Here is an 18914-nt window from a genome sequence, read left to right on the forward strand (position 1 = left end):
ACTTCGCATGGGTCACGGGCACGCACACGGGCCGCACCACCACCCCCACCACCACGGACACGACCACCGGCACGAGGCGACGGCACCCCTGCCCGCCGCCTTCGACACCTCCGTGCCCGACGAGGCGCTCAGCCCCGAACAGAGGTCCCGGCGCACGCTGCTGCGCCGCGCGGGCCTGCTCGGCGCGGGACTCGCGGCCGGCGGCGTGCTGTCCGCCGGCGCCGGTGCCGCGCACGCCGCCCCGGCACGCGCCGCGAGCAACGGCCGCCGAGGCAAGGGCTTCCTGTGGCTCGCCGGCGACCACCACATCCACACCCAGTACAGCAGCGACGGCAAGTACCGCGTCGTCGACCAGGTCCGCCAGGGCGCCAGGCACGGCATGGACTGGCTGGTCATCACCGACCACGGCAGCGCCACCCACGCGAAGATCGGCGTGGAGAAGGTCAACCCGGACATCAGGGAGGCCCGCGCCGCCCACGAGGACACCCTCGTCTTCCAGGGCCTGGAGTGGAACATCCCGGCCGCCGAGCACGGCACCGTCTTCGTCCACCCCGGCAAGAACGAGGTCGCCGTCCTCAAGCAGTTCGAGACCGACTACGACGGCGGCGTCAAGGGCGCCACCGATTCCACCCCGGCCAACGAGGCCCTCGCCGTCGCCGGCCTCTCCTTCCTCGCCGACCAGGTCAGACGGCGCAAGGTCAAGGACGCCCTGATGCTCGCCAACCACCCGGCGCGCAAGGGCATCGACTCCCCGCACGAGATCCGCGCCTGGCGCGACGCGACCGGCACCGGCGACCGGCAGATCGCCGTCGGCTTCGAGGGCGCCCCCGGCCACCAGGCCGCCGGCCTGCCGAAGCCGCTCGGCATGGGCCGTGCCCGCGGCATCTACGACGGCAGCCCCGGCGCCAACTCCTTCCCCGGCTACCCGCTGGAGAGCTACCGCACCTGGGGCGGCTTCGACTGGATGACCGCCACCGTCGGCGGCCTGTGGGACAGCCTCCTCGCCGAGGGCCGCCCCTGGTGGATCACCGCCAACTCCGACTCCCACCAGGTCTACGCCGACACCGCCGCACGCGGCACGGGCGGCGACTTCAACACCGACGGCCGGTACCCCGACCCCGTCTACGGCGGGCAGATCGACGTCACCCAGGGCGACTACTGGCCCGGCCAGTACAGCCGCACCCACGTCGGCGCCGACGGGTTCTCCTACGCCGCCGTCATGGACGGCATCCGGGCCGGCCGCATCTGGGTCGACCACGGACAGCTCATCAGCGGCCTCGACGTCCGCGTGTCCGGCGGCGGCCGCTGGGCCACGCTCGGCGGCGCGCTGCACGTGAAGAAGGGCACCAGGGTCACGCTGACCGCCGACGTGGCGCTCGCCGGGGGACCCAACTGGGCCGGTTTCACGCCCGAACTGGCCCGCGTGGACGTCATCCGGGGCGACGTCACCGGCCCGGTCGCCGACAAGGACACGTTCACCGCGCCCACCGCGAAGGTCGCCCGGTCGTACGACATCGGCAGGTCGGCCGGCACCGTCCGCGTCACCTTCGACCTCGGCCGCGTCGACCGCCCGCTGTACGTCCGGCTGCGCGGCACCGACGGCAACCGGTCGGCCGTGGGTGCGATGGGCGCCGAGGTGGACCCGGCGGGCCCCGCCCTCGACGTCGTCGGCGACGCCGACCCGTGGCGCGACCTGTGGTTCTACTCCAACCCCGTGTGGGTGCTGCCCTCGTGACGCCGTACGCCCTCACCGTGGACGCGGGCGTCAGGGACCTGCGCGCGGCCGACCACCTGCTGCACCGGATGGCAGCCGGACTCGCCCTCCCGGAGGGCACGTTCGGCTGCACCCACCTCGTGCGCGGCGACCGCCCGCGGGTGGCGGTGTCCCTGTCCCTGCCCTCGCGGCCGCTCCTGGACGCCACGCGGGAGCGGCTCGCGGGGGCGGGGTACGGCGCCGTCTCCCCGGGACTGCCCGACGCCGTGGGACGCGCGGTGCTCTACCCGGGGGCACCGGCCCTCACCGGCACGATGACGGTCGCGGAGCTGGTCGCACGCTCCGCGATCGACCGCGTGACGGTCCTGGGCACGCCGGACCCCCCCGATCCGGAGACCCGGATGGTGACGCGCGACCACGTGCGTCCGCAGTGGCAGCGGGACGAACTCGTCCTCGCCGCCACTCCGGCCCTGGGCGGCACCCTCGTCCCCTTCGAGGACCCGGACCCCACCCCCTGCTGCGCGGACCACTGAGCGGCGAGGAGGCCGGCCAGGTGCACGCGCGCGTGCTGACCGAGGGCAATGCCGTGGACGACGCCACATGGGACGCCGCCGGCGCGATGAACACCACCGACATCATCGTCCGCGGCAACACGATCAACAACAGCGCCGATGGGGTGCACGTCAGTCCCATGTCGGCGAGGACGGTCAGCCGGCCGCCGGTCCAGGTGGGGCCGAACCCCGTCTCCGGGGCCGGCATCACCGACAACCAGGTGACGGTGGCGGCAGGCGCTTCGGGGGCCTCGCGCAGCGCGGTCCGGGTAAGCGCGGACACGGTCGGTTCCGTCTCGCCGGTGAGCGACGTCGTGGTCACCGGAAACCGGGTCAGCGGCGGAGGTTTCCATTGCACCCCGCACGTGACGTTCCGGCCCGGCACCGCACCACAGCGCTGAAAGGTCGCCTTCTCCGGTTGTTCCCTTCCGGAACACCCGGGTGGTGGGGCTCTGCGGGGATGTGCCACGAGAGGGTGCTCCCGCCGATGAGCCGCCAGGCAGTCAGGCCGGTCATGGCCGAGTGACTCATGGATTCGGGTCAGGCCGGGAGCGCCCAGCGGTCGAGCAGGTCCAGGAGGCGAGGCCAGTCGTCGGCCTTCGCCCGGACGCCGTCGACCTGTGTGCCGCCCGGGCCTGCCCGTCCCCGCCGGGCCTGCCCGTCCCCGCCGGGCCGGCGCCGGCGCGCACCGGGGCCGCGGGGGAGGCGGACCCTTCGGCAAGAGCTTCGGGAAGGGGCCTGACGACGTCCGGGCGGGGCCCGGGATCAGTGGCCCAGGACGTCCCGCACGAAGGCGTTGGTGAACTTGCCCTCCGGGTCCACGCTGCGGGCGCAGGTCCGGAAGTCGCCCAGGCGCGGGTAGCGGGCGCGCAGCTCGGCCGCCGGCGTGGTGAACACCTTGCCCCAGTGGGGCCGCGCGTCGAACGGCGCCAGCGCCTCCTCCACCCGCCGCACCACGGGCAGCACCGCCCGCGTGTCCTCGACCCAGGTGAAGTGGACGGCCACCGTGTCCCGGCCGTGGGAGGGGCTGAGCCACTGGTCGTCCGCGGCGACGGTCCGCACCTCGCAGGTCTGCAGCACGGGGGCGACCGTCTCCCGGATCCCGTCCAGCGCGTGCAGCACGGCGACGGCCGACTCCCGCGGCAGCAGGTACTCCGACTGCAGTTCCGCCCCGCTGCTCGGGGTGAACTCCGCCCGGAAGTGCGGCAACCGCTCGTGCCAGGGTCCCGGCACCCCGAACTGCTCGGTGCAGTTCACCGCCGGCATGCCCGGCACCGGGTGCATCTTCTCGGTCGCCGGGGCGGCCCAGGGGAAGTCCGGCAGCGGCTGGTCGGTGCGCCGCTTCACCCACACCTGCCGGAAGCCCGGCGCCCGCCAGTCGGTGAACAGGCTCACGCTGTACGCCGCCGACATGATCGTCTCGAACGCGGCCCGGTCCAGTCCCTCCAGGGGCATCTCGGTGAACACGTGCTGCTCGACCTCGAAGGCCGGCTCCAGGTCCAGGGTGAGCGAGGTGACCACGCCGAGCGCGCCCAGCGAGGTGACCGCGCCGCCGAACCAGTCGGACACCCCCCGGGCGAAACGTCCGGTGGAGCCGTCCGCCGTCACGATCTCCACCGCGCGCACCGACGAGCTGAGCGGCCCGTTGCCGACCCCGGAGCCGTGCGTGCCGGTGGCGACCGAGCCGGCCACCGAGATGTGCGGCAGCGAGGCCATGTTCGGCAGCGCCAGCCCGTGCCGGTGCACCTCCCGTGCCAGCTCGGCGTAGCGCACGCCGCCCCCGACCCGGACCGTCCGGGCCGTGGTGTCCACGTCGATCTCCGGGGGCAGCGCGTCGAGGGAGAGCAGGACGCCGTCCTCGCCGGCCTCGGCTATCTCGTTGAAGGAGTGCCCGCTGCCCAGGGCCCGCACCCGCGAGCTCCCGGCGACCAGCCCGCGCAGCGCGTGCAGGCTGTGCGGGCGGTGCAGTTCCTTGGCGGCGTACGTGATGTTGCCCGCCCAGTTGGTCACGGTCTCGGTCATCGGTCGTCCTCCCGGGATCGGGGCCGAAAAGGCCCCCCGCCGGAACCTACCTCGGGAGTGGTCCACGCCACGTGGGGGGACCCGGCACACCGGCCGCCCGAGCGGGGGCATACCGTGAGGAGTCGTACGTCCGACCCGGGAGGAGACAGCAGATGGGCAGCCGTACCGCGCTGGTCGAGGATCTGATGGAGCGGTTCCCGCACGTGCCGCGGGAAGCCGTCTTCAAGGAGGACCTGCTCCGGGGCGGCGTGGCCTTCGACCCGTCCGCCCTCAGCGACAACGAGAGCGGCGAGGTCAAGCCGAAGTCGTACTTCATCTTCTCCTTCGACCACGGCACCCTGCCCGAGCTGGGCGAGGCCGCGCTGAGGCGCCCGCCGGAGGAGATCATCCTCACCGGCGGCCCCTACGACCTGCGCCGCACCGTGGTCTCGGTGCGGGTGAACCCCTCCTCGCCGTACCGCGTCGCCGCGAACGAGGAGGGCGTGCTCGGGCTCTACCTCGACGGCAGGCGCATCGCCGACGTCGGGGTGCCGCCGATGCCGGAGTACTACCGGCACACCCTCTCCAACGGGAAGTCGGTCATGGAGGTGGCCCCCACCATCCAGTGGGGCTACCTGATCTACCTGACCGTCTTCCGGGTCTGCCAGTACTTCGGCGCCAAGGAGGAGTGCCAGTACTGCGACATCAACCACAACTGGCGCCAGCACAAGGCGGCCGGCCGCCCCTACACCGGGGTGAAGGACGTCGAGGAGGTCCTCGAGGCCCTGGAGATCATCGACCGCTACGACACGGCGAAGGCCTCCACCGCCTACACCCTCACCGGCGGCGCCATCACCAAGACCGTCTCCGGACGCGACGAGGCCGACTTCTACGGCCACTACGCCAAGGCCATCGAGGAGCGCTTCCCCGGCCGCTGGATCGGCAAGGTCGTCGCCCAGGCGCTGCCCAAGGACGACGTGCAGCGCTTCAAGGACTACGGCGTGCAGATCTACCACCCCAACTACGAGGTGTGGGACGAGTACCTGTTCAAGATGTACTGCCCCGGCAAGGAGCGCTACGTCGGCCGCGACGAGTGGCACCGGCGCATCCTGGACTCCGCCGAGGTCTTCGGCGCGCGCAACGTGATCCCCAACTTCGTGGCCGGCGTGGAGATGGCCGAGCCCTTCGGCTTCAAGACGGTCGACGAGGCCATCGCCTCCACCACCGAGGGCCTGCGCTTCTTCATGTCGCACGGCATCACGCCCCGGTTCACCACCTGGTGCCCGGAGCCGACCACCCCGCTCGGCAAGGCCAACCCGCAGGGCGCGCCGCTGGAGTACCACATCCGGCTGCTCCAGGCGTACCGGCAGACCATGGAGGACTTCGGCCTGTCCTCGCCCCCCGGCTACGGCCCGCCCGGACCCGGCCGCGCCGTGTTCTCCGTCAGCTCCTTCATGGACAGCCTTCCGGCGCAGGAGCCGGTCGAGGCGGTCTGAGGCCCCGGGGGGAGAAGAGAAGGAAGAGAAGACCGGGAAGGCCGGAACCGAGACGTTCCGGCCTTCCTTGCGTATGGTCCACGCGAGGGGTCGCGACGCCGCGACGGAACGTGAGGGCGGCGCTTGTCAGTTGTGGCGAGAACGTGAAAGGCTCGCCCGACTGCCGCGAGGTTTTCCCCAACTCCACCAGTGGTACGGCGAGTTGACCTCGCTCGTGGATGCAGGAGACTCATGCCCGACCTGCCGAGCCCCCAGGACGCCACCGAGGCGGCGCTGTTCTCCGAGTGCTGGGACGCGGTGCTCTCCTACGCCGACCTGTGCACGTCCGGATCCGCCGCCGCCGCACACCTGGCCCGCGAGGCGTTCGCCCGGGGCGTACGGGAGATCCGCGCCGCCGAGGCGGGCACCGTCCGCGGCACCGGCCGCCGCTCGTCCCGGCTGCCCCGGATGCCCCTGCTGCTGACCGCCGTTCGCAGCACGGCGGCGGCCTGGGAGGACGCGGGACAGGGACACCGCCTCGACCCCGACCTGCGGCTGTGGCTCCACTCCGACCAGGCCGCCCGCCACACGGGTCCGCCCCTGGAGCGTCCGGTCGCCCTGCGCGGACTGCGCGATCTGCACCGGACGGACGCCGAACTGCTGTGGCTGGCCGAGGTGGAGGCACTGCCGCTGCCGCTGGTGGCCCGCCGGCTCGGCCTCGACCCCGCCACCGCGGCCGACGAGCTCGCCCGGGTGAGCAGGACGTTCCGGGACCGCTGCCACCGCAACCACCTCGACTCCCCGATGGACGCCGAGTGCCGCAGCTACGCCCGGCTGCTCGACGCGGTCACCCGCTCGCCCGCCGCCGACACCCCCGGCGACCTCTCCCGGCACCTCGCCGCCTGCGTGCCGTGCGCCGAGGCCGCCGCCTGCCTGCGGCCGCACGGCGGGGGACTGCCCGGGGCGCTGGCCGGCGGGGTGATCGGCTGGGGCGGCCTCGCCTACCTGGAACGCCGCCGCCGGGCCGCCGAGGCACGGCTCGGGGCCGGACGCCCGGACGGGGCCGACACGGAGCCCGGCGACCCGGCGGACGGTGCGGCCACGGCACGCGTCGCCCGCACCGGCCTGCTGGTGACCGCCGCCCTGGTCTCCGCGCTCGCGCTCGCGGTCTCGCTGATGCCGTTCGGCGACACCGACGCCGAGAGCGCCGCGCGCCCCGACACCGGCCGGCCGTCGGTGGCCGACCCCGACCTGCCCCCGCCGCCCGCCCCGTCCGAGGCGCCCTCCGCCTCCGCCGACCCGCCCGGACCCCCCTCCGCCTCCCGGACGCCGTCCGCCGGGCGCACACCGGACCGGGACGAGCCCGCACCCGAACCCCAGGGCACCTCCTCCGCCACCGCCACGACCGGGACCACCGGCCCGGGCGGGCCGCCCCCCTGCCGGGTCGTCTACGACCTGGTCAACCAGTGGCCCGACGGCTTCCAGGCCACCGTCACCGTCACCACCCGGGACCCCCTCGACTCCTGGCGGGTCGGGTTCTCCTTCCCGGGCGGCCAGCGGATCCGCCAGACGTGGGACGCCACCGCGAGCCAGGACGGCCCCCGCGTCACCGCCACCGCCGCCGACTACAACGAGGAGGTCGCGGCCGGCGGGAAGCTCGCCTTCGGCTTCCTCGCCTCCTGGCGCGGCACCAACTCCCCGCCCTCCGGCTTCACCCTCAACGGCCGCCCGTGCGCCAGGGCGTGACGCGGGCCCCGGGGAAAACCGGTTGACGGGCCGGGGGCGGGACGGGCTACTGTGCTCGCAGATCACGCGGTGGCCGTGCGCCACCGCGCCGGAGCGTCGTTCCGACGACGCGTGAGGGGAACGAGGAGGTGTCGACCGATGGCTGTCACTGCGCTGGGCGCTGCCCGCATCCGGGAATCCATCAAGTCCACCTCCGTGGCCACCGGCTGACCTCACCTCTTTCCGTTCCGCGTGCGTACGCGGCTGCCGGGGCCACCCTCGTGAAGGGCCATCCCCTTGAGTTCCACCGGTTCCACCGGTTCCACCTCCTCCGCGCTCGCCCCCTACGGCTGGGACGACGCCTGGGCGGACGCCTTCGCCCCGTACGACGCGGAAGGGCTGCTGCCCGGGCGCGTGGTCCGGGTCGACCGCGGCCAGTGCGACGTCGTCACCGCCGACGGGACCCTGCGCGCCGACACCGCCTTCGTCACCCCGCACGATCCCCTGCGGGTCGTGTGCACGGGCGACTGGGTCGCCGTCGAGCCGTCGGGCAACCCGCGCTACGTACGGACGTACCTGCCGCGCCGTACCGCCTTCGTGCGCTCCACCTCCTCCAAGCGGTCCGAGGGGCAGATCCTCGCCGCCAACGTCGACCACGCCGTCGTCGCCGTCTCCCTCGCCGTCGAACTCGACCTGGCCCGGATCGAACGGTTCCTGGCGCTCGCCTGGGAGTCCGGGGCGCAGCCGGTGGTCGTGCTCACCAAGGCCGACCTGGTGCCGGACGCGGTGACCAGGGCGTACCTCGTCCAGGACGTGGAGACCAGCGCGCCGGGCGTGCCGGTGCTCACCGTCAGCGCACAGGACGGGGAGGGGCTCGACGTCCTCGCCGCGATCGTCTCCGGCGGGACGTCGGTGCTGCTCGGCCAGTCCGGGGCGGGCAAGTCCACCCTGGCCAACGCGCTGCTCGGCGAGGACGTGATGGAGGTCCGGGCCACCCGGGACGTCGACGGCAAGGGCCGCCACACCACGACCACCCGCAACCTGCTGGCGCTGCCCGGCGGGGGCGTCCTCATCGACACGCCCGGCCTGCGGGGCGTCGGCCTGTGGGACGCCGGCACCGGCGTCGGCCAGGTGTTCTCCGAGATCGAGGAGCTCGCCGAGGGCTGCCGCTTCCACGACTGCGCCCACGAGAGCGAGCCGGGCTGCGCGGTCCTCGAAGCCATCGAGGCCGGCGCCCTCCCGCAGCGCCGCCTGGACAGCTACCGCAAGCTGCTCCGCGAGAACCAGCGCATCGTCGCCAAGACCGACGCCCGGCTCCGCGCGGAGATCCGCAAGGACTGGAAGCGCAAGGGCGCGATCGGCAAGGCGGCGATGGAGGCCAAGCGGGGCCGTCTGCGGTAGCACCACCTCCATGTCCGATTTCCGCCAGCCGGGACCCCCCGGCCGGCGGAGACTGGACGGCGTGATGGACGAGGACAGCAGGTACGAGGCGGTGCGCAGCCGGGACGCCCGGTTCGACGGGGCGTTCTTCTTCGCCGTGCGGACGACCGGGATCTACTGCCGGCCCAGCTGCCCCGCGGTCACGCCGAACCGGCGCAACGTGCGGTTCTTCGCGACCGCCGCCGCCGCGCAGGGCGCCGGCTTCCGGGCCTGCCGGCGGTGCCGCCCGGACGCCGTCCCCGGCTCCGCCGAGTGGAACGTGCGGGCCGACGTCGTGGGCCGCGCCATGCGGCTGATCGCCGACGGCGTGGTCGACCGCGAGGGCGTCGCCGGACTCGCCGCACGGCTCGGCTACAGCGCCCGCCAGGTGCAGCGGCAGCTCACCGGCGAGCTCGGCGCCGGGCCCGTCGCGCTCGCCCGGGCGCAGCGGGCGCACGCCGCGCGCGTGCTGCTCCAGACCACCGGGCTCCCGGTCACCGAGATCGCCTTCGCCGCCGGATTCGCCAGCGTGCGGCAGTTCAACGACACCGTCCGGGCCGTGTACGCCGCCACGCCCAGCGAACTGCGCGCCGCCGCGCCCCGCGACCGCCGCGCCGGCGCCCCCACCGCCGGGATCCCGCTGCGGCTCGCCCACCGCGGCCCCTACCCGTCCGGCCCCGTCTTCGACCTGCTGGAACGCGAGGCCGTCCCGGGCGTCGAGGACGTGCGCGGCACACCCGGCGCCCGTACCTACCGGCGGACGCTGCGGCTCCCCTACGGCACCGGCATCGCCGCCGTCGACGAGCGCCCCGGCACCGCGCGCACCGGGTCGGGCGCCCATCCCGGCGGCTGGCTCGACGCCCGCGTCCACCTCACCGACCCGCGCGACCTGACCACCGCCGTCCAGCGGCTGCGGCGGCTGTTCGACCTGGACGCCGACCCGTACGCCGTCGACGAACGGCTCGGCGCCGACCCCCGGCTCGCCCCGCTGGTCGCCGCCCGGCCCGGACTGCGCTCGCCGGGGGCCGCCGATCCGGAGGAGCTGGCGGTGCGCGCCCTGGTGGGCCGCGACGAGGCCGCACGGCTGGTGCAGCGGTACGGCAAGCGGCTGGATGCCCCCTGCGCCGGCCTCACCCACCTGTTCCCCGAACCGGGCGTCCTCGCCGAGGCCGAGCCCGGCGGTGCCCTGGGCGCGCTCACCGCCGCCCTCGCCGACGGTGCCGTACGCCTCGGCCCCGGCGCCGACCGGGACGACGCCCAGGACGCCCTGGCCGCCGTCCCCGGCCTGGACGCCCGTACGATCGCCGAGATCCGCACCCGTGCCCTCGGCGACCCGGACGTGGCCCCGCCCGGCCCGGACGTCCCCGACAGCTGGCGCCCCTGGCGCTCGTACGCCCTGAACCACCTGCGCACGGCAGGGGAGTTGGAGTACCGATGACCACCACGACGACCACGACCGCCACCACGACGTACTGGACGAGTGTGGACAGCCCCGTCGGGCCGCTCCTGCTCACCGCCACCCCGGCCGGCGAGCTGACCTCGCTCTCCGTGCCCGGGCAGAAGGGCGGGCGCACGGCGCAGGACGGCCGGCGGGACCCGGGGCCGTTCCGCGCGGCCGAGGAGCAGCTCGCCGCGTACTTCGCCGGCGAGCTGGAGGAGTTCCGGCTGGCCGTGCGCACCGCCGGCACCCCCTTCCGGGAGAAGGTCTGGGCCGCGCTCGACGACGTCCCCTACGGGACCACCGTGTCCTACGGCGAGATCGCGGCGCGGATCGGCGCGCCCCGGGCCGCCGTACGGGCCGTCGGCGGGGCGATCGGCGCGAACCCCCTGCTGATCGTCCGCCCCTGCCACCGGGTGATCGGCGCCGACGGGTCGCTGACCGGGTACGCGGGCGGGCTGGAGCGGAAGGTGCGGCTGCTCGCGCACGAGGGCGCGCTGCGGCCGTGAGCGCGGTGCGGCTCGTGCCGCACAGTCGTCCCACCGTTCACCCGGCAGGTCGTCCCGGACGCGGTGCGGGGCACGGATTTTCCGGTTGCCCCGTTCTCATCCGGCCGGAGCGGTGGACAATTGGGGGCATGAGCCAGCAGGGGGGAAGGCCCGCCGGTCACGAGGACGACTGGTGGGAGGAGTTGTACGGCGACGCCGCCGTCGGTGACACGGGCGCCGCGACCGCGCCCGATTCCCTGGACGACCGCTTCGCCTCGGCGTCCGGAGCGCTGCACGAGGACCCGCCCCCGGCGGACCCGCTCCCGCCGGGACCGCCTCCGGCCGACACGCTCCCGCCGGTCCCGCCCCCGAGGGACGCCGCGCCGCCGGTCCCGCCCTCGCCGGACGCGTCCCCGCCGGGCGTGTCCCCCGTCCCCAGGGTCCCGGCGCCCCGGCCGTTCCCCGACGGGACGGCGGCGGCCCCTCCGCGCCGGCCGGCCTTACCCCCGCAGCGCGCCCCGTGGGAACCACCGTCCGCCGTCCCGGAGGGCCCCGTGACCTTCGCGACGGACGCCGGCCGGCCGGACGGGGCCGCGCCGGACGGCGCCCCGGCCGCACCCCCGCCCCCGCGGGAACCCCCGCCGGCCGTTCCCGCCCCCACCACCGCCGACCCCCGCGCCCCGCGCTTCGAACCGCCCCCGGACCCGCCCCCCTCCCGCGCGCACGTCGGCTCCCGGCCGCCCACCTACGACGCCGAACCCACCGCCCTCCCGGCGGCCGACCCCGACGAGCTGGACGGCCTGGTCCCGGACACCGTGCTGGACGGCGCCCGCTACGGGGCCTGCACCCTGCGGGCCGCCTCCGTGCGCGGGGACTCCGCGCGGTACCGGGGGGAACCGCGCCGCGACGCCCTGCTGGCGGCGCGGTTCGGGACGGGGGAGCGGGCGCTGGTCCTCGTGGCGGTCGCGACCGGGAGCCGGGCCGCGCCCGGGGCGCACCGCGCCGCGGCCGAGGCCTGCCGGTGGATCGGCCGGGCGGTGGGCCGCAGCCACGCCCGCCTCGTCGAGGACATCAGGGCCGCCCGGCGCGGCGACCTCAAGTCCGGTCTGCACCGCCTCACCGACCGCAGCCTCGGCAGGCTCCGCGCCGGCGCGGCCGAGCAGGGCCTCGAACCCGACGCCTACGCGGCCACCCTGCGCTGCCTCCTGCTGCCCGCCGACCCCGACTGCCGCACCCGCGTCTTCTTCGGGGTCGGCCCCGGCGGGCTGTTCCGGCTGCGGGACGGCGCGTGGCAGGACATCGAACCGCAGGCCGCCGAGGTCAAGGGGGAGCCCGTCGTCGGTTTCGGCTCGCCGCCCTCCGAGACCCCCGAGGGCGACCGCCTCACCATGGACCTGGGCATCCCCACGCCCCCGAGCCCGTACGAGCCGGCCCCCGAACCGCCCCGCGAACCCTTCCGCTTCCGCACCTCCGTAGCCCGCCCGGGTGACGTCCTGCTGATGTGCGGCGCCGGGTTCGCCGACCCGCTGCGCGGCGAACCCGGACTCCGCGCCCACCTGGCCGACCGGTGGTCGGATCCCGAACCCCCGGGCCTGGCCGCGTACCTGGCGGACACCCAGGTCCGGGTGAAGGGGTACGCCGACGACCGTACGGCCGTCGGCGTCTGGGAGGCGTGAGCGCGTCCGGTGTGAATTCATGGAATCCGTCAGGCATCTCCGGCACCCGAGGGGCAGACGGAAACCATGGCCAAACAGAACATCGCGGAGCAGTTCGTCGACATCCTCGTCCGCGCGGGAGTCAAACGCCTGTACGGCGTGGTCGGGGACAGCCTCAACCCCGTCGTGGACGCCGTGCGCCGCAACTCCGCCATCGACTGGATCCACGTCCGGCACGAGGAGACCGCCGCCTTCGCGGCCGGTGCCGAGGCCCAGGTCACCGGTCGGCTGGCCGCCTGCGCCGGCTCCTGCGGCCCCGGCAACCTCCACCTCATCAACGGCCTCTACGACGCCCACCGCTCCATGGCCCCGGTCCTCGCCCTCGCCTCCCACATCCCGTCCAGCGAGATCGGTCTCGGCTACTTCCAGGAGACCCACCCCGACCAGCTGTTCCGGGAGTGCAGCCACTACTGCGAGCTGATCTCCAGCCCCCGGCAGATGCCCCGGCTGCTGGACACCGCCATCCAGCACGCGGTCGGCCGCTCCGGCGTCAGCGTCGTCTCCCTGCCCGGTGACCTCGCCGACGAGCCCGCCCCGGACCAGGCCCCCGAGACCGCCCTGGTCACCTCCCGGCCCACGGTCCGCCCCGGCGACGAGGAGATCGACCGCCTCGTCGACATGATCGACCGGGCCGAGAAGGTCACCCTGTTCTGCGGTGCCGGCACCAAGGGCGCGCACACCGAGGTCATGGAGTTCGCCGGGAAGATCAAGTCCCCGGTCGGGCACGCCCTGCGCGGCAAGGAGTGGATCCAGTACGACAATCCCTACGACGTCGGCATGAGCGGACTGCTCGGCTACGGCGCGGCCTACGAGGCCACCCACGAGTGCGACCTGCTGATCCTGCTCGGCACCGACTTCCCGTACAACGCCTTCCTCCCCGGCGACGACGTGAAGATCGTCCAGGTCGACGTGCGGCCCGAGATCCTCGGCCGGCGCTCCAAGCTGGACCTCGCGGTGTGGGGCGACGTGAAGGAGACGCTGCGCTGTCTGACGCCCCGGGTCCGCACCAAGGACAACCGGAAGTTCCTCGACCGAATGCTGAAGAAGCACGCGGACGCGCTGGAGGGGGTGGTGAAGGCGTACACCCGGAAGGTGGAGAAGCACGTGCCGATCCACCCCGAGTACGTGGCGTCCGTGCTGGACGACATGGCGGACGACGACGCCGTCTTCACCGTCGACACGGGCATGTGCAACGTCTGGGCGGCCCGCTACATCTCGCCCAACGGCCGCCGCAGGATCATCGGTTCCTTCTCCCACGGCTCGATGGCCAACGCGCTGCCGATGGCGATCGGGGCACAGTTCACCGACCGGGGCCGGCAGGTCGTGTCGATGTCCGGCGACGGCGGATTCACCATGCTGATGGGGGACTTCCTCACCCTCGTCCAGTACGACCTGCCGGTGAAGGTGATCCTGTTCAACAACTCCTCGCTGAGCATGGTGGAGCTGGAGATGCTGGTCGCGGGCCTGCCCTCGCACGGCACCGCGATGAAGAACCCCGACTTCGCCGCCGTGGCCCGCGCCTGCGGCGCCTACGGGGCGCGGGTGGAGAAGCCGAAGGACCTCGCGGGGGCACTGAAGGCCGCGTTCAAGCACAAGGGTCCGGCCCTCGTCGACGTCGTCACCGATCCCAACGCGCTGTCCATCCCGCCGAAGATCAGCAAGGAGATGGTGACCGGCTTCGCCCTGTCCGCCTCCAAGATCGTGCTGGACGGAGGGGTCGGCCGGATGGTGCAGATGGCCCGGTCGAACCTGCGCAACGTGCCCCGGCCGTAGCGGCGCGGTCACGCCGCGCGGGGTGCCCAGCGCCGGGTGGAGGTGTCGTACGCGTAGCGGGGCAGACCCCCGGTGCCGCTGGTGCGGAACGGGCGGCCGTGGTCGTCGACGCGGACGGTGCCGGTGCGGCCCCGGGAGGACCAGTCCAGCTCCAGGTGCCAGCGGCAGTCGCAGCTGCCGGTCCGGGCGGTGACCAGCAGCACCTCCGGGTCGGTCGCCGACACCCGGTAGGGCAGGCGCACCGCCGGGACCGGCGTCCCGGCGTCGTTCCCGGCGACCGCGCGGGCGAGCGGCCGGTCCTTGTCCAGGTCCACGGCGAAGTGCCGCGGGGTGAGCGCGCCGCCGCAGCCCTGGTCCATGGCGTACGCGTTCCCCGGGGCGGGGGCACCGCGGCCGACCACGCGGACGCGCAGCGCCGTGAGGACGACGGCCGTGTCGGACGTCCCCTGCACCGACAGCGCGACGGTCGTCTCGCCCCCGTGCACGGCCGACTGCGTCGCCGCCCAGGTCCCGGCGTCCTGCGGGGCGGGCGGCGGGGGGACCTGCTCCGGAGGCCTGGCGATGACGTAGTCATGACCGCAGCCGTGCTCCCACACCTGGGAGTCGGCCGTCCAGGTGAGGGGAGGCCCGGCGGGGGCGGAGTCCGCCGGGGCGGCCGGGCCGGCGGCCGGGGCGGAGGGCCTGCGCGGCGCACCGGTGACGGCGGGGCCCTCGTCCGGCGCCGCGGAGGCGGAGGCGGACGGGGCGGGCGACGGGGCGTGGGGGCGGGGCGCCGCGGGGTCCGTCGCCGGGGCGGCGCCCGGGGCGGCGGGGGGGGGGTCCCCCGCCGACGGGGAACGCCGGCCGTCGTCGGGCAGGGCGGAGAGGCTTCCCACGGTGGCGAGCAGCGCGCAGGCGGCCGCCAGCGCGACGGCGACGCGCTCGCGGCGGCGGTACCAGGGCCGGCCGCGCCCGCCGGCGGCCGGGGGACCGCTCACGACGTCCTCCTCGACCACCGGGTCGTCCACGCGCCCGGCTTCCCCGGCCCCGCCGCCGACCCCTCCGGCCGCGCCCGCCGGGACACCCGGTCCGCCCGGGGCCTTCGGTGCGGTGGACTCCCCGTCCGTGCGGCCTGATCCGGTGGCCGTCCGGTTTCCGGCGTCGGGGCGGGGGGCGGGCCTGCCGTCGGTGCGGGGGGCGGGGGCCGTTCCGCCCGGTGTGCCCGGTGCGGTGGCCGGTCGGTTCTCGGCGTCCGGCGCGGTGGCCGGTCCGTTCGGGGCGTCCGCCGGCGCGGCCGTCCCGTCCGGACGGTTCGGGCCGACGGCGGTGGCTCCGAGGAGCCGGGCGTCAGCCGGGTGCGGGCCGTCGGGGACCCCGCACCCGGCGACCGGCTCCTCGACGGTGGCGTGCTCGGCCGCCGGGTCGTGCGCACCGTCCGCCGTTCCGGGCGTTCCACCGCCCGCCCGTCCCCGCGTCGCGGCATCCTGCTCGCCCGAGCCCGAGCCCGAGCCCGGCCCCGCGTCCTCGTCGCCGGCCCCCACCGCCGGGCGCGGCCGCTGCCGCGCCGCCGCCGCGAGGAGCCAGCGGCGGTGGAGCTCCAGGCGTTCCCCACCCGACGCACCGCACAGGGCGGCGAAGCGCTCGACGGGCGCGAAGTCGACGGGGACCGCCTCGCCGGCGCAGTAGCGGTGCAGCGTGGAGGTGTTCATGCTCAGGCGGCGGGCCAACGAACCGTAACTGCGGTCCGTGCGCTCCTTCAGCTCCCGCAGCAGCGCCGCGAACCGCGCCACGTCGTCCTGTGCCGACACCGTCACCCCGCACTCGTCCGGCCCGATCCGGCCCGGGGACCCTGTCCCGCAGGCGTCCCGGGCATCCCAGGCACCTCATGTACCTGCACGTCAAAGGGGCTGGGACGGTTCCACGCCGGTGAATCCGGCGGCGGCGCTTGCGTCCGCCTCCTGAGACGGCCGATGCTCCCGGTACCGCCCCGGAGGCCGCCGGACGGACCGTCCCGGCCGCCTCCCGGCGCACCGTTCCGCGTCTCACCACGCATTCCGCTTCGCACTCCTCACGGGGGACACCCATGCCCAAGCGCACCCGAGCCGCCGCCCTGGCCGCCCTCACCGTCGCAGTCCTCACCGCCGGGACGGCACTGACGGCGCCCGCCGGAGCCGCGCCGAAGGAGGCCGCGCCCAGGTTCCTCGCGGCGTCCGAACTGCCGCCGCACCCGTCGTCCGGCTGGACCGCGGGCCCGGTCACCGACGGCTTCCCGGCGGAGCTCGCCCACTGCCTGGGCGAGGGCGTGCCGGCCTACGACTACCGGCACCGGGTCTTCCGCACCGACCTGGACACCGGCGCCGTGCAGACCACCGTCGTCACGGGCTCCGCCGCCAAGGGCAAGGCGCTGGCCGCCCTGCTGAACGAGGAGATCCGCTCCTGCGCGGACCGGATCGAGCAGTCCGATCCGGAGATCGAGGCCGAGGGCCGGTCCTACGGTTCGCTGCCGGTCGAGGAGGGCGCGCGGGTGCACGGCCTGCACACCACCACGTCCTGGGGCGCCACGGACGTCCACCTGCTGTCCGTGGGACGGGACGGCAGGACGGTGACCGTCGTGGGCTGGGGGCAGATGGGCGACTTCGGCGACGCCCCGGTGGCCGCCTTCAAGAAGACGACGACGAAGGCCGTCGACAAGCTGTACTGACCACCGCAGCCACCGCAGCCACCGCAGCCACCGCGGAAGCCGGGGTCGTCCTCTCGCCACGGGGGTCGGGAGGGCGGCCCCGCGCGGTTGCGTGGCCATCGCACTTCGGCCAACAACCGGTCGTCGACGGTTCGGCACGACTGCCGCGCGGGTGACGGGGCAGGCATTCCCGTGAACGTGTTCGAGCAGCAGGGAACCGACATCGGCACGCGGGCGGGGGACCATGGAGAGGCGGATACGAGGAGGCGGTTCCGTCACGGTCGGAGCCTCCTCGGTGAGGACCGTGGAGGCGGCGGCCGACGACACGACGGCCGACGGCGCGGCGGCGCGGGCGCCGGCGGCCCGGTTGATGCGCCGGCTGGGCCGGGCGGACCTGCGGGCGGTGCCCGAGTCCCGCAGGGCGCTGCGCGAACTGCTCAGACCGTGGGGGAGGCCGGAGCAGTCCGAGATCGCGGAACTGCTCACCAGTGAGCTCGTCACCAACGCGCTCGTCCACACCGACCGGGAGGCGGTCCTGACGGCCACCGTCGGACCCCGGGGACTGCGGGTCGAGGTGCGGGACTTCGTGGCCCGCGAGCCCCGTCCGTGCGTGCCGGACGCCGACGACGGCACGCACGGACGGGGCCTGGTGCTGGTCGAGTCGCTCGCCGACGCGTGGGGGGTCAGGGCGCACGGGGTGGGCAAGGCGGTCTGGTTCGCGCTCGGGGCGGACGCCGCCTGAGGCCCGCCCGGCACACGAACGGGGCGGGGCGCGGCCCGCGCGGATCGCGTCCCGCCCCGTCGTACGCCTTCCGTGCCGTCAGCCGAACTGCTGCTCCAGGTCCTTGAGCTTGCGCTCCAGGGAGTCCAGGCGCGGCAGCGCCTGGGTGTCGTCCTCGGCGGTGAGGTCGACGGTCACCGCGTCAGAGCCGCCGCGCACCGGCTGCAGGGAGGGACGCGCGCGCACGGGCAGGGCCTCCGTCGCCGGTATGGCAGGCTCCGCGGAGACCACGTCGAGGTCGGAGCCGCGCTCCACCGCCGGCGCCTCCAGCCGGCGTCCGCCGCCCCGGCCCGCGAGACCGCGGTGGCCGCGGCTGATCGCCTTCAGCCGCGCCCGCTCCATCCGTTGCTGGTCGCGCCGGCGCTGCCGGGCCTCGTCCTTGCGGACCTTGTCCTCGCGCACCTCCTCGACCGCCTCGTCGAGGCTGCGCACGCCCTCCAGCAGCATCAGCGACCAGGCCCGGTAGGTCTCCCGGGGGGCGCGCAGCCAGCGGACGATGCGGATCTGCGGCAGCGGGCGCGGCACCAGGCCCTGTTCGCGCAGCGCGGCCCGGCGGGTCTGCTTCAGGGCGCGGTCGAACAGCACCGCCGCCGACAGGGACATGCCCGCGAAGAAGTGGGGGGCGCCGTCGTGGCCGACGCCCCGGGGAGCGTGCACCCAGTTGAACCAGGCCGCGGCGAAGGCGAACGTCCACACGAGTATCCGCGAGCCGAGGGCCGCGTCACCGTGGCTGGCCTCGCGCACGGCGAGCACCGAGCAGAACATCGCCGCGCCGTCCAGACCGAACGGGACGAGGTACTGCCAGCCGTCGGACAGGCCGAGGTTCTGTTCGCCGAAGCCGACCAGCCCGTGGAAGGAGAGCGCGGCGGCCACCGCCGCACAGCAGAACAGCAGGAGGTAGGAGACGGTGCCGTAGACGGCCTCCTTGCGCCTGCGGCGCTCCTCGCTGCGCTCCCACGAGTCGTCCGCGCTCGCGTCCTTGACCGAGGAGCGCTTGCCGCGCGCCAGCACCGCCACCGCCGCCAGCATGCCCAGGAGCAGCACGGCGCCCGGAAGCAGCCAGTTCAGCGATATGTCGGTCAGTCTCATCTAGGGGTCCCTCGCATTGGGATGGGGCGTAACGCCCGTCATAGTGGCCCAATCCCACCGGCTCTCAGGGGGATTCGGGGCAAGAG

Annotated in this window: 15 protein-coding genes; 12 read left to right on the forward strand and 3 right to left on the reverse strand. The window is 75.0% G+C overall.

The window, feature by feature from the left end; translation table 11 throughout:
* Positions 1–7: 7 nt before the first annotated feature.
* From FHS37_RS14040 to FHS37_RS14050, 3 genes are read left to right on the forward strand one after another with little or no spacing between them, the layout of a single operon-like run.
* A complete protein-coding gene (locus FHS37_RS14040) occupies positions 8–1735 on the forward strand; it encodes a PHP domain-containing protein (protein ID WP_184820872.1) in 1728 nt (575 codons plus the stop codon).
* Entirely contained in the window at positions 1717–2247 is a 531-nt protein-coding gene (locus tag FHS37_RS14045) for a hypothetical protein (protein ID WP_229889838.1), read from the forward strand. Before FHS37_RS14040 ends, FHS37_RS14045 begins: the two co-directional genes overlap by 19 nt.
* A 32-nt stretch (positions 2248–2279) precedes the next feature.
* On the forward strand, positions 2280–2666 hold the full coding sequence (locus FHS37_RS14050) for a hypothetical protein (protein ID WP_184820874.1): 387 nt from the start codon (positions 2280–2282) through the stop codon (positions 2664–2666).
* 364 nt (positions 2667–3030) lie between these two features.
* Here the strand turns inward: FHS37_RS14050 and FHS37_RS14055 are convergent, their stop codons facing one another.
* Entirely contained in the window at positions 3031–4287 is a 1257-nt protein-coding gene (locus tag FHS37_RS14055) for a D-arabinono-1,4-lactone oxidase (protein ID WP_184820876.1), read from the reverse strand.
* 152 nt (positions 4288–4439) lie between these two features.
* On the opposite strand from FHS37_RS14055, the gene FHS37_RS14060 reads away from it, so the two are divergent.
* The 7 genes from FHS37_RS14060 to FHS37_RS14090 all read left to right on the forward strand — a co-directional run bounded on the left by FHS37_RS14060 (position 4440) and on the right by FHS37_RS14090 (position 14299).
* Positions 4440–5762 (forward strand): radical SAM protein, encoded by a 1323-nt coding sequence (locus FHS37_RS14060; RefSeq protein ID WP_184820878.1) that lies wholly within the window; start codon positions 4440–4442, stop codon positions 5760–5762.
* A 231-nt stretch (positions 5763–5993) separates the two neighbouring features.
* Positions 5994–7487, forward strand: a complete 1494-nt coding sequence (locus FHS37_RS14065) for a cellulose-binding domain-containing protein (RefSeq protein ID WP_184820880.1) — start codon at positions 5994–5996, stop codon at positions 7485–7487.
* A 276-nt stretch (positions 7488–7763) separates the two neighbouring features.
* Entirely contained in the window at positions 7764–8867 is a 1104-nt protein-coding gene (gene rsgA, locus FHS37_RS14070) for a ribosome small subunit-dependent GTPase A (protein WP_184820888.1), read from the forward strand.
* Positions 8868–8931: 64 nt separating this feature from the next.
* Positions 8932–10323 (forward strand): DNA-3-methyladenine glycosylase 2 family protein, encoded by a 1392-nt coding sequence (locus FHS37_RS14075; RefSeq protein WP_221499825.1) that lies wholly within the window; start codon positions 8932–8934, stop codon positions 10321–10323.
* Entirely contained in the window at positions 10320–10832 is a 513-nt protein-coding gene (locus tag FHS37_RS14080) for a methylated-DNA--[protein]-cysteine S-methyltransferase (RefSeq protein WP_184820890.1), read from the forward strand. The genes FHS37_RS14075 and FHS37_RS14080 overlap by 4 nt, the downstream gene beginning before the upstream one ends.
* A gap of 128 nt (positions 10833–10960) precedes the next feature.
* On the forward strand, positions 10961–12487 hold the full coding sequence (locus FHS37_RS14085; RefSeq protein WP_184820892.1) for a protein phosphatase 2C domain-containing protein: 1527 nt from the start codon (positions 10961–10963) through the stop codon (positions 12485–12487).
* Positions 12488–12553: 66 nt separating this feature from the next.
* Complete coding sequence (locus FHS37_RS14090; RefSeq protein WP_184820894.1) at positions 12554–14299, forward strand: pyruvate dehydrogenase; 1746 nt, start codon at positions 12554–12556, stop codon at positions 14297–14299.
* An 8-nt stretch (positions 14300–14307) separates the two neighbouring features.
* Here FHS37_RS14090 and FHS37_RS14095 read toward each other — a convergent pair whose 3' ends face one another.
* Complete coding sequence (locus FHS37_RS14095) at positions 14308–16092, reverse strand: helix-turn-helix domain-containing protein (RefSeq protein WP_375372302.1); 1785 nt, start codon at positions 16090–16092, stop codon at positions 14308–14310.
* Between the two features lie 269 nt (positions 16093–16361).
* Between FHS37_RS14095 and FHS37_RS14100 the strand changes: the two genes are divergently transcribed.
* Positions 16362–16979 carry a hypothetical protein gene (locus FHS37_RS14100; RefSeq protein WP_184820896.1) on the forward strand — a complete coding sequence of 206 codons (618 nt, stop codon included), beginning with the start codon at positions 16362–16364 and terminating at the stop codon, positions 16977–16979.
* Positions 16980–17202: 223 nt separating this feature from the next.
* Complete coding sequence (locus tag FHS37_RS14105) at positions 17203–17700, forward strand: ATP-binding protein (RefSeq protein ID WP_373304239.1); 498 nt, start codon at positions 17203–17205, stop codon at positions 17698–17700.
* Between the two features lie 78 nt (positions 17701–17778).
* Here the strand turns inward: FHS37_RS14105 and FHS37_RS14110 are convergent, their stop codons facing one another.
* Positions 17779–18828, reverse strand: a complete 1050-nt coding sequence (locus tag FHS37_RS14110; protein ID WP_184820898.1) for a DUF2637 domain-containing protein — start codon at positions 18826–18828, stop codon at positions 17779–17781.
* Between the last annotated feature and the right edge of the window lie 86 nt (positions 18829–18914).

The sequence above is a fragment of the Streptomyces griseomycini genome (genome assembly GCF_014203535.1).
GTDB lineage: Bacteria > Actinomycetota > Actinomycetes > Streptomycetales > Streptomycetaceae > Streptomyces > Streptomyces griseomycini.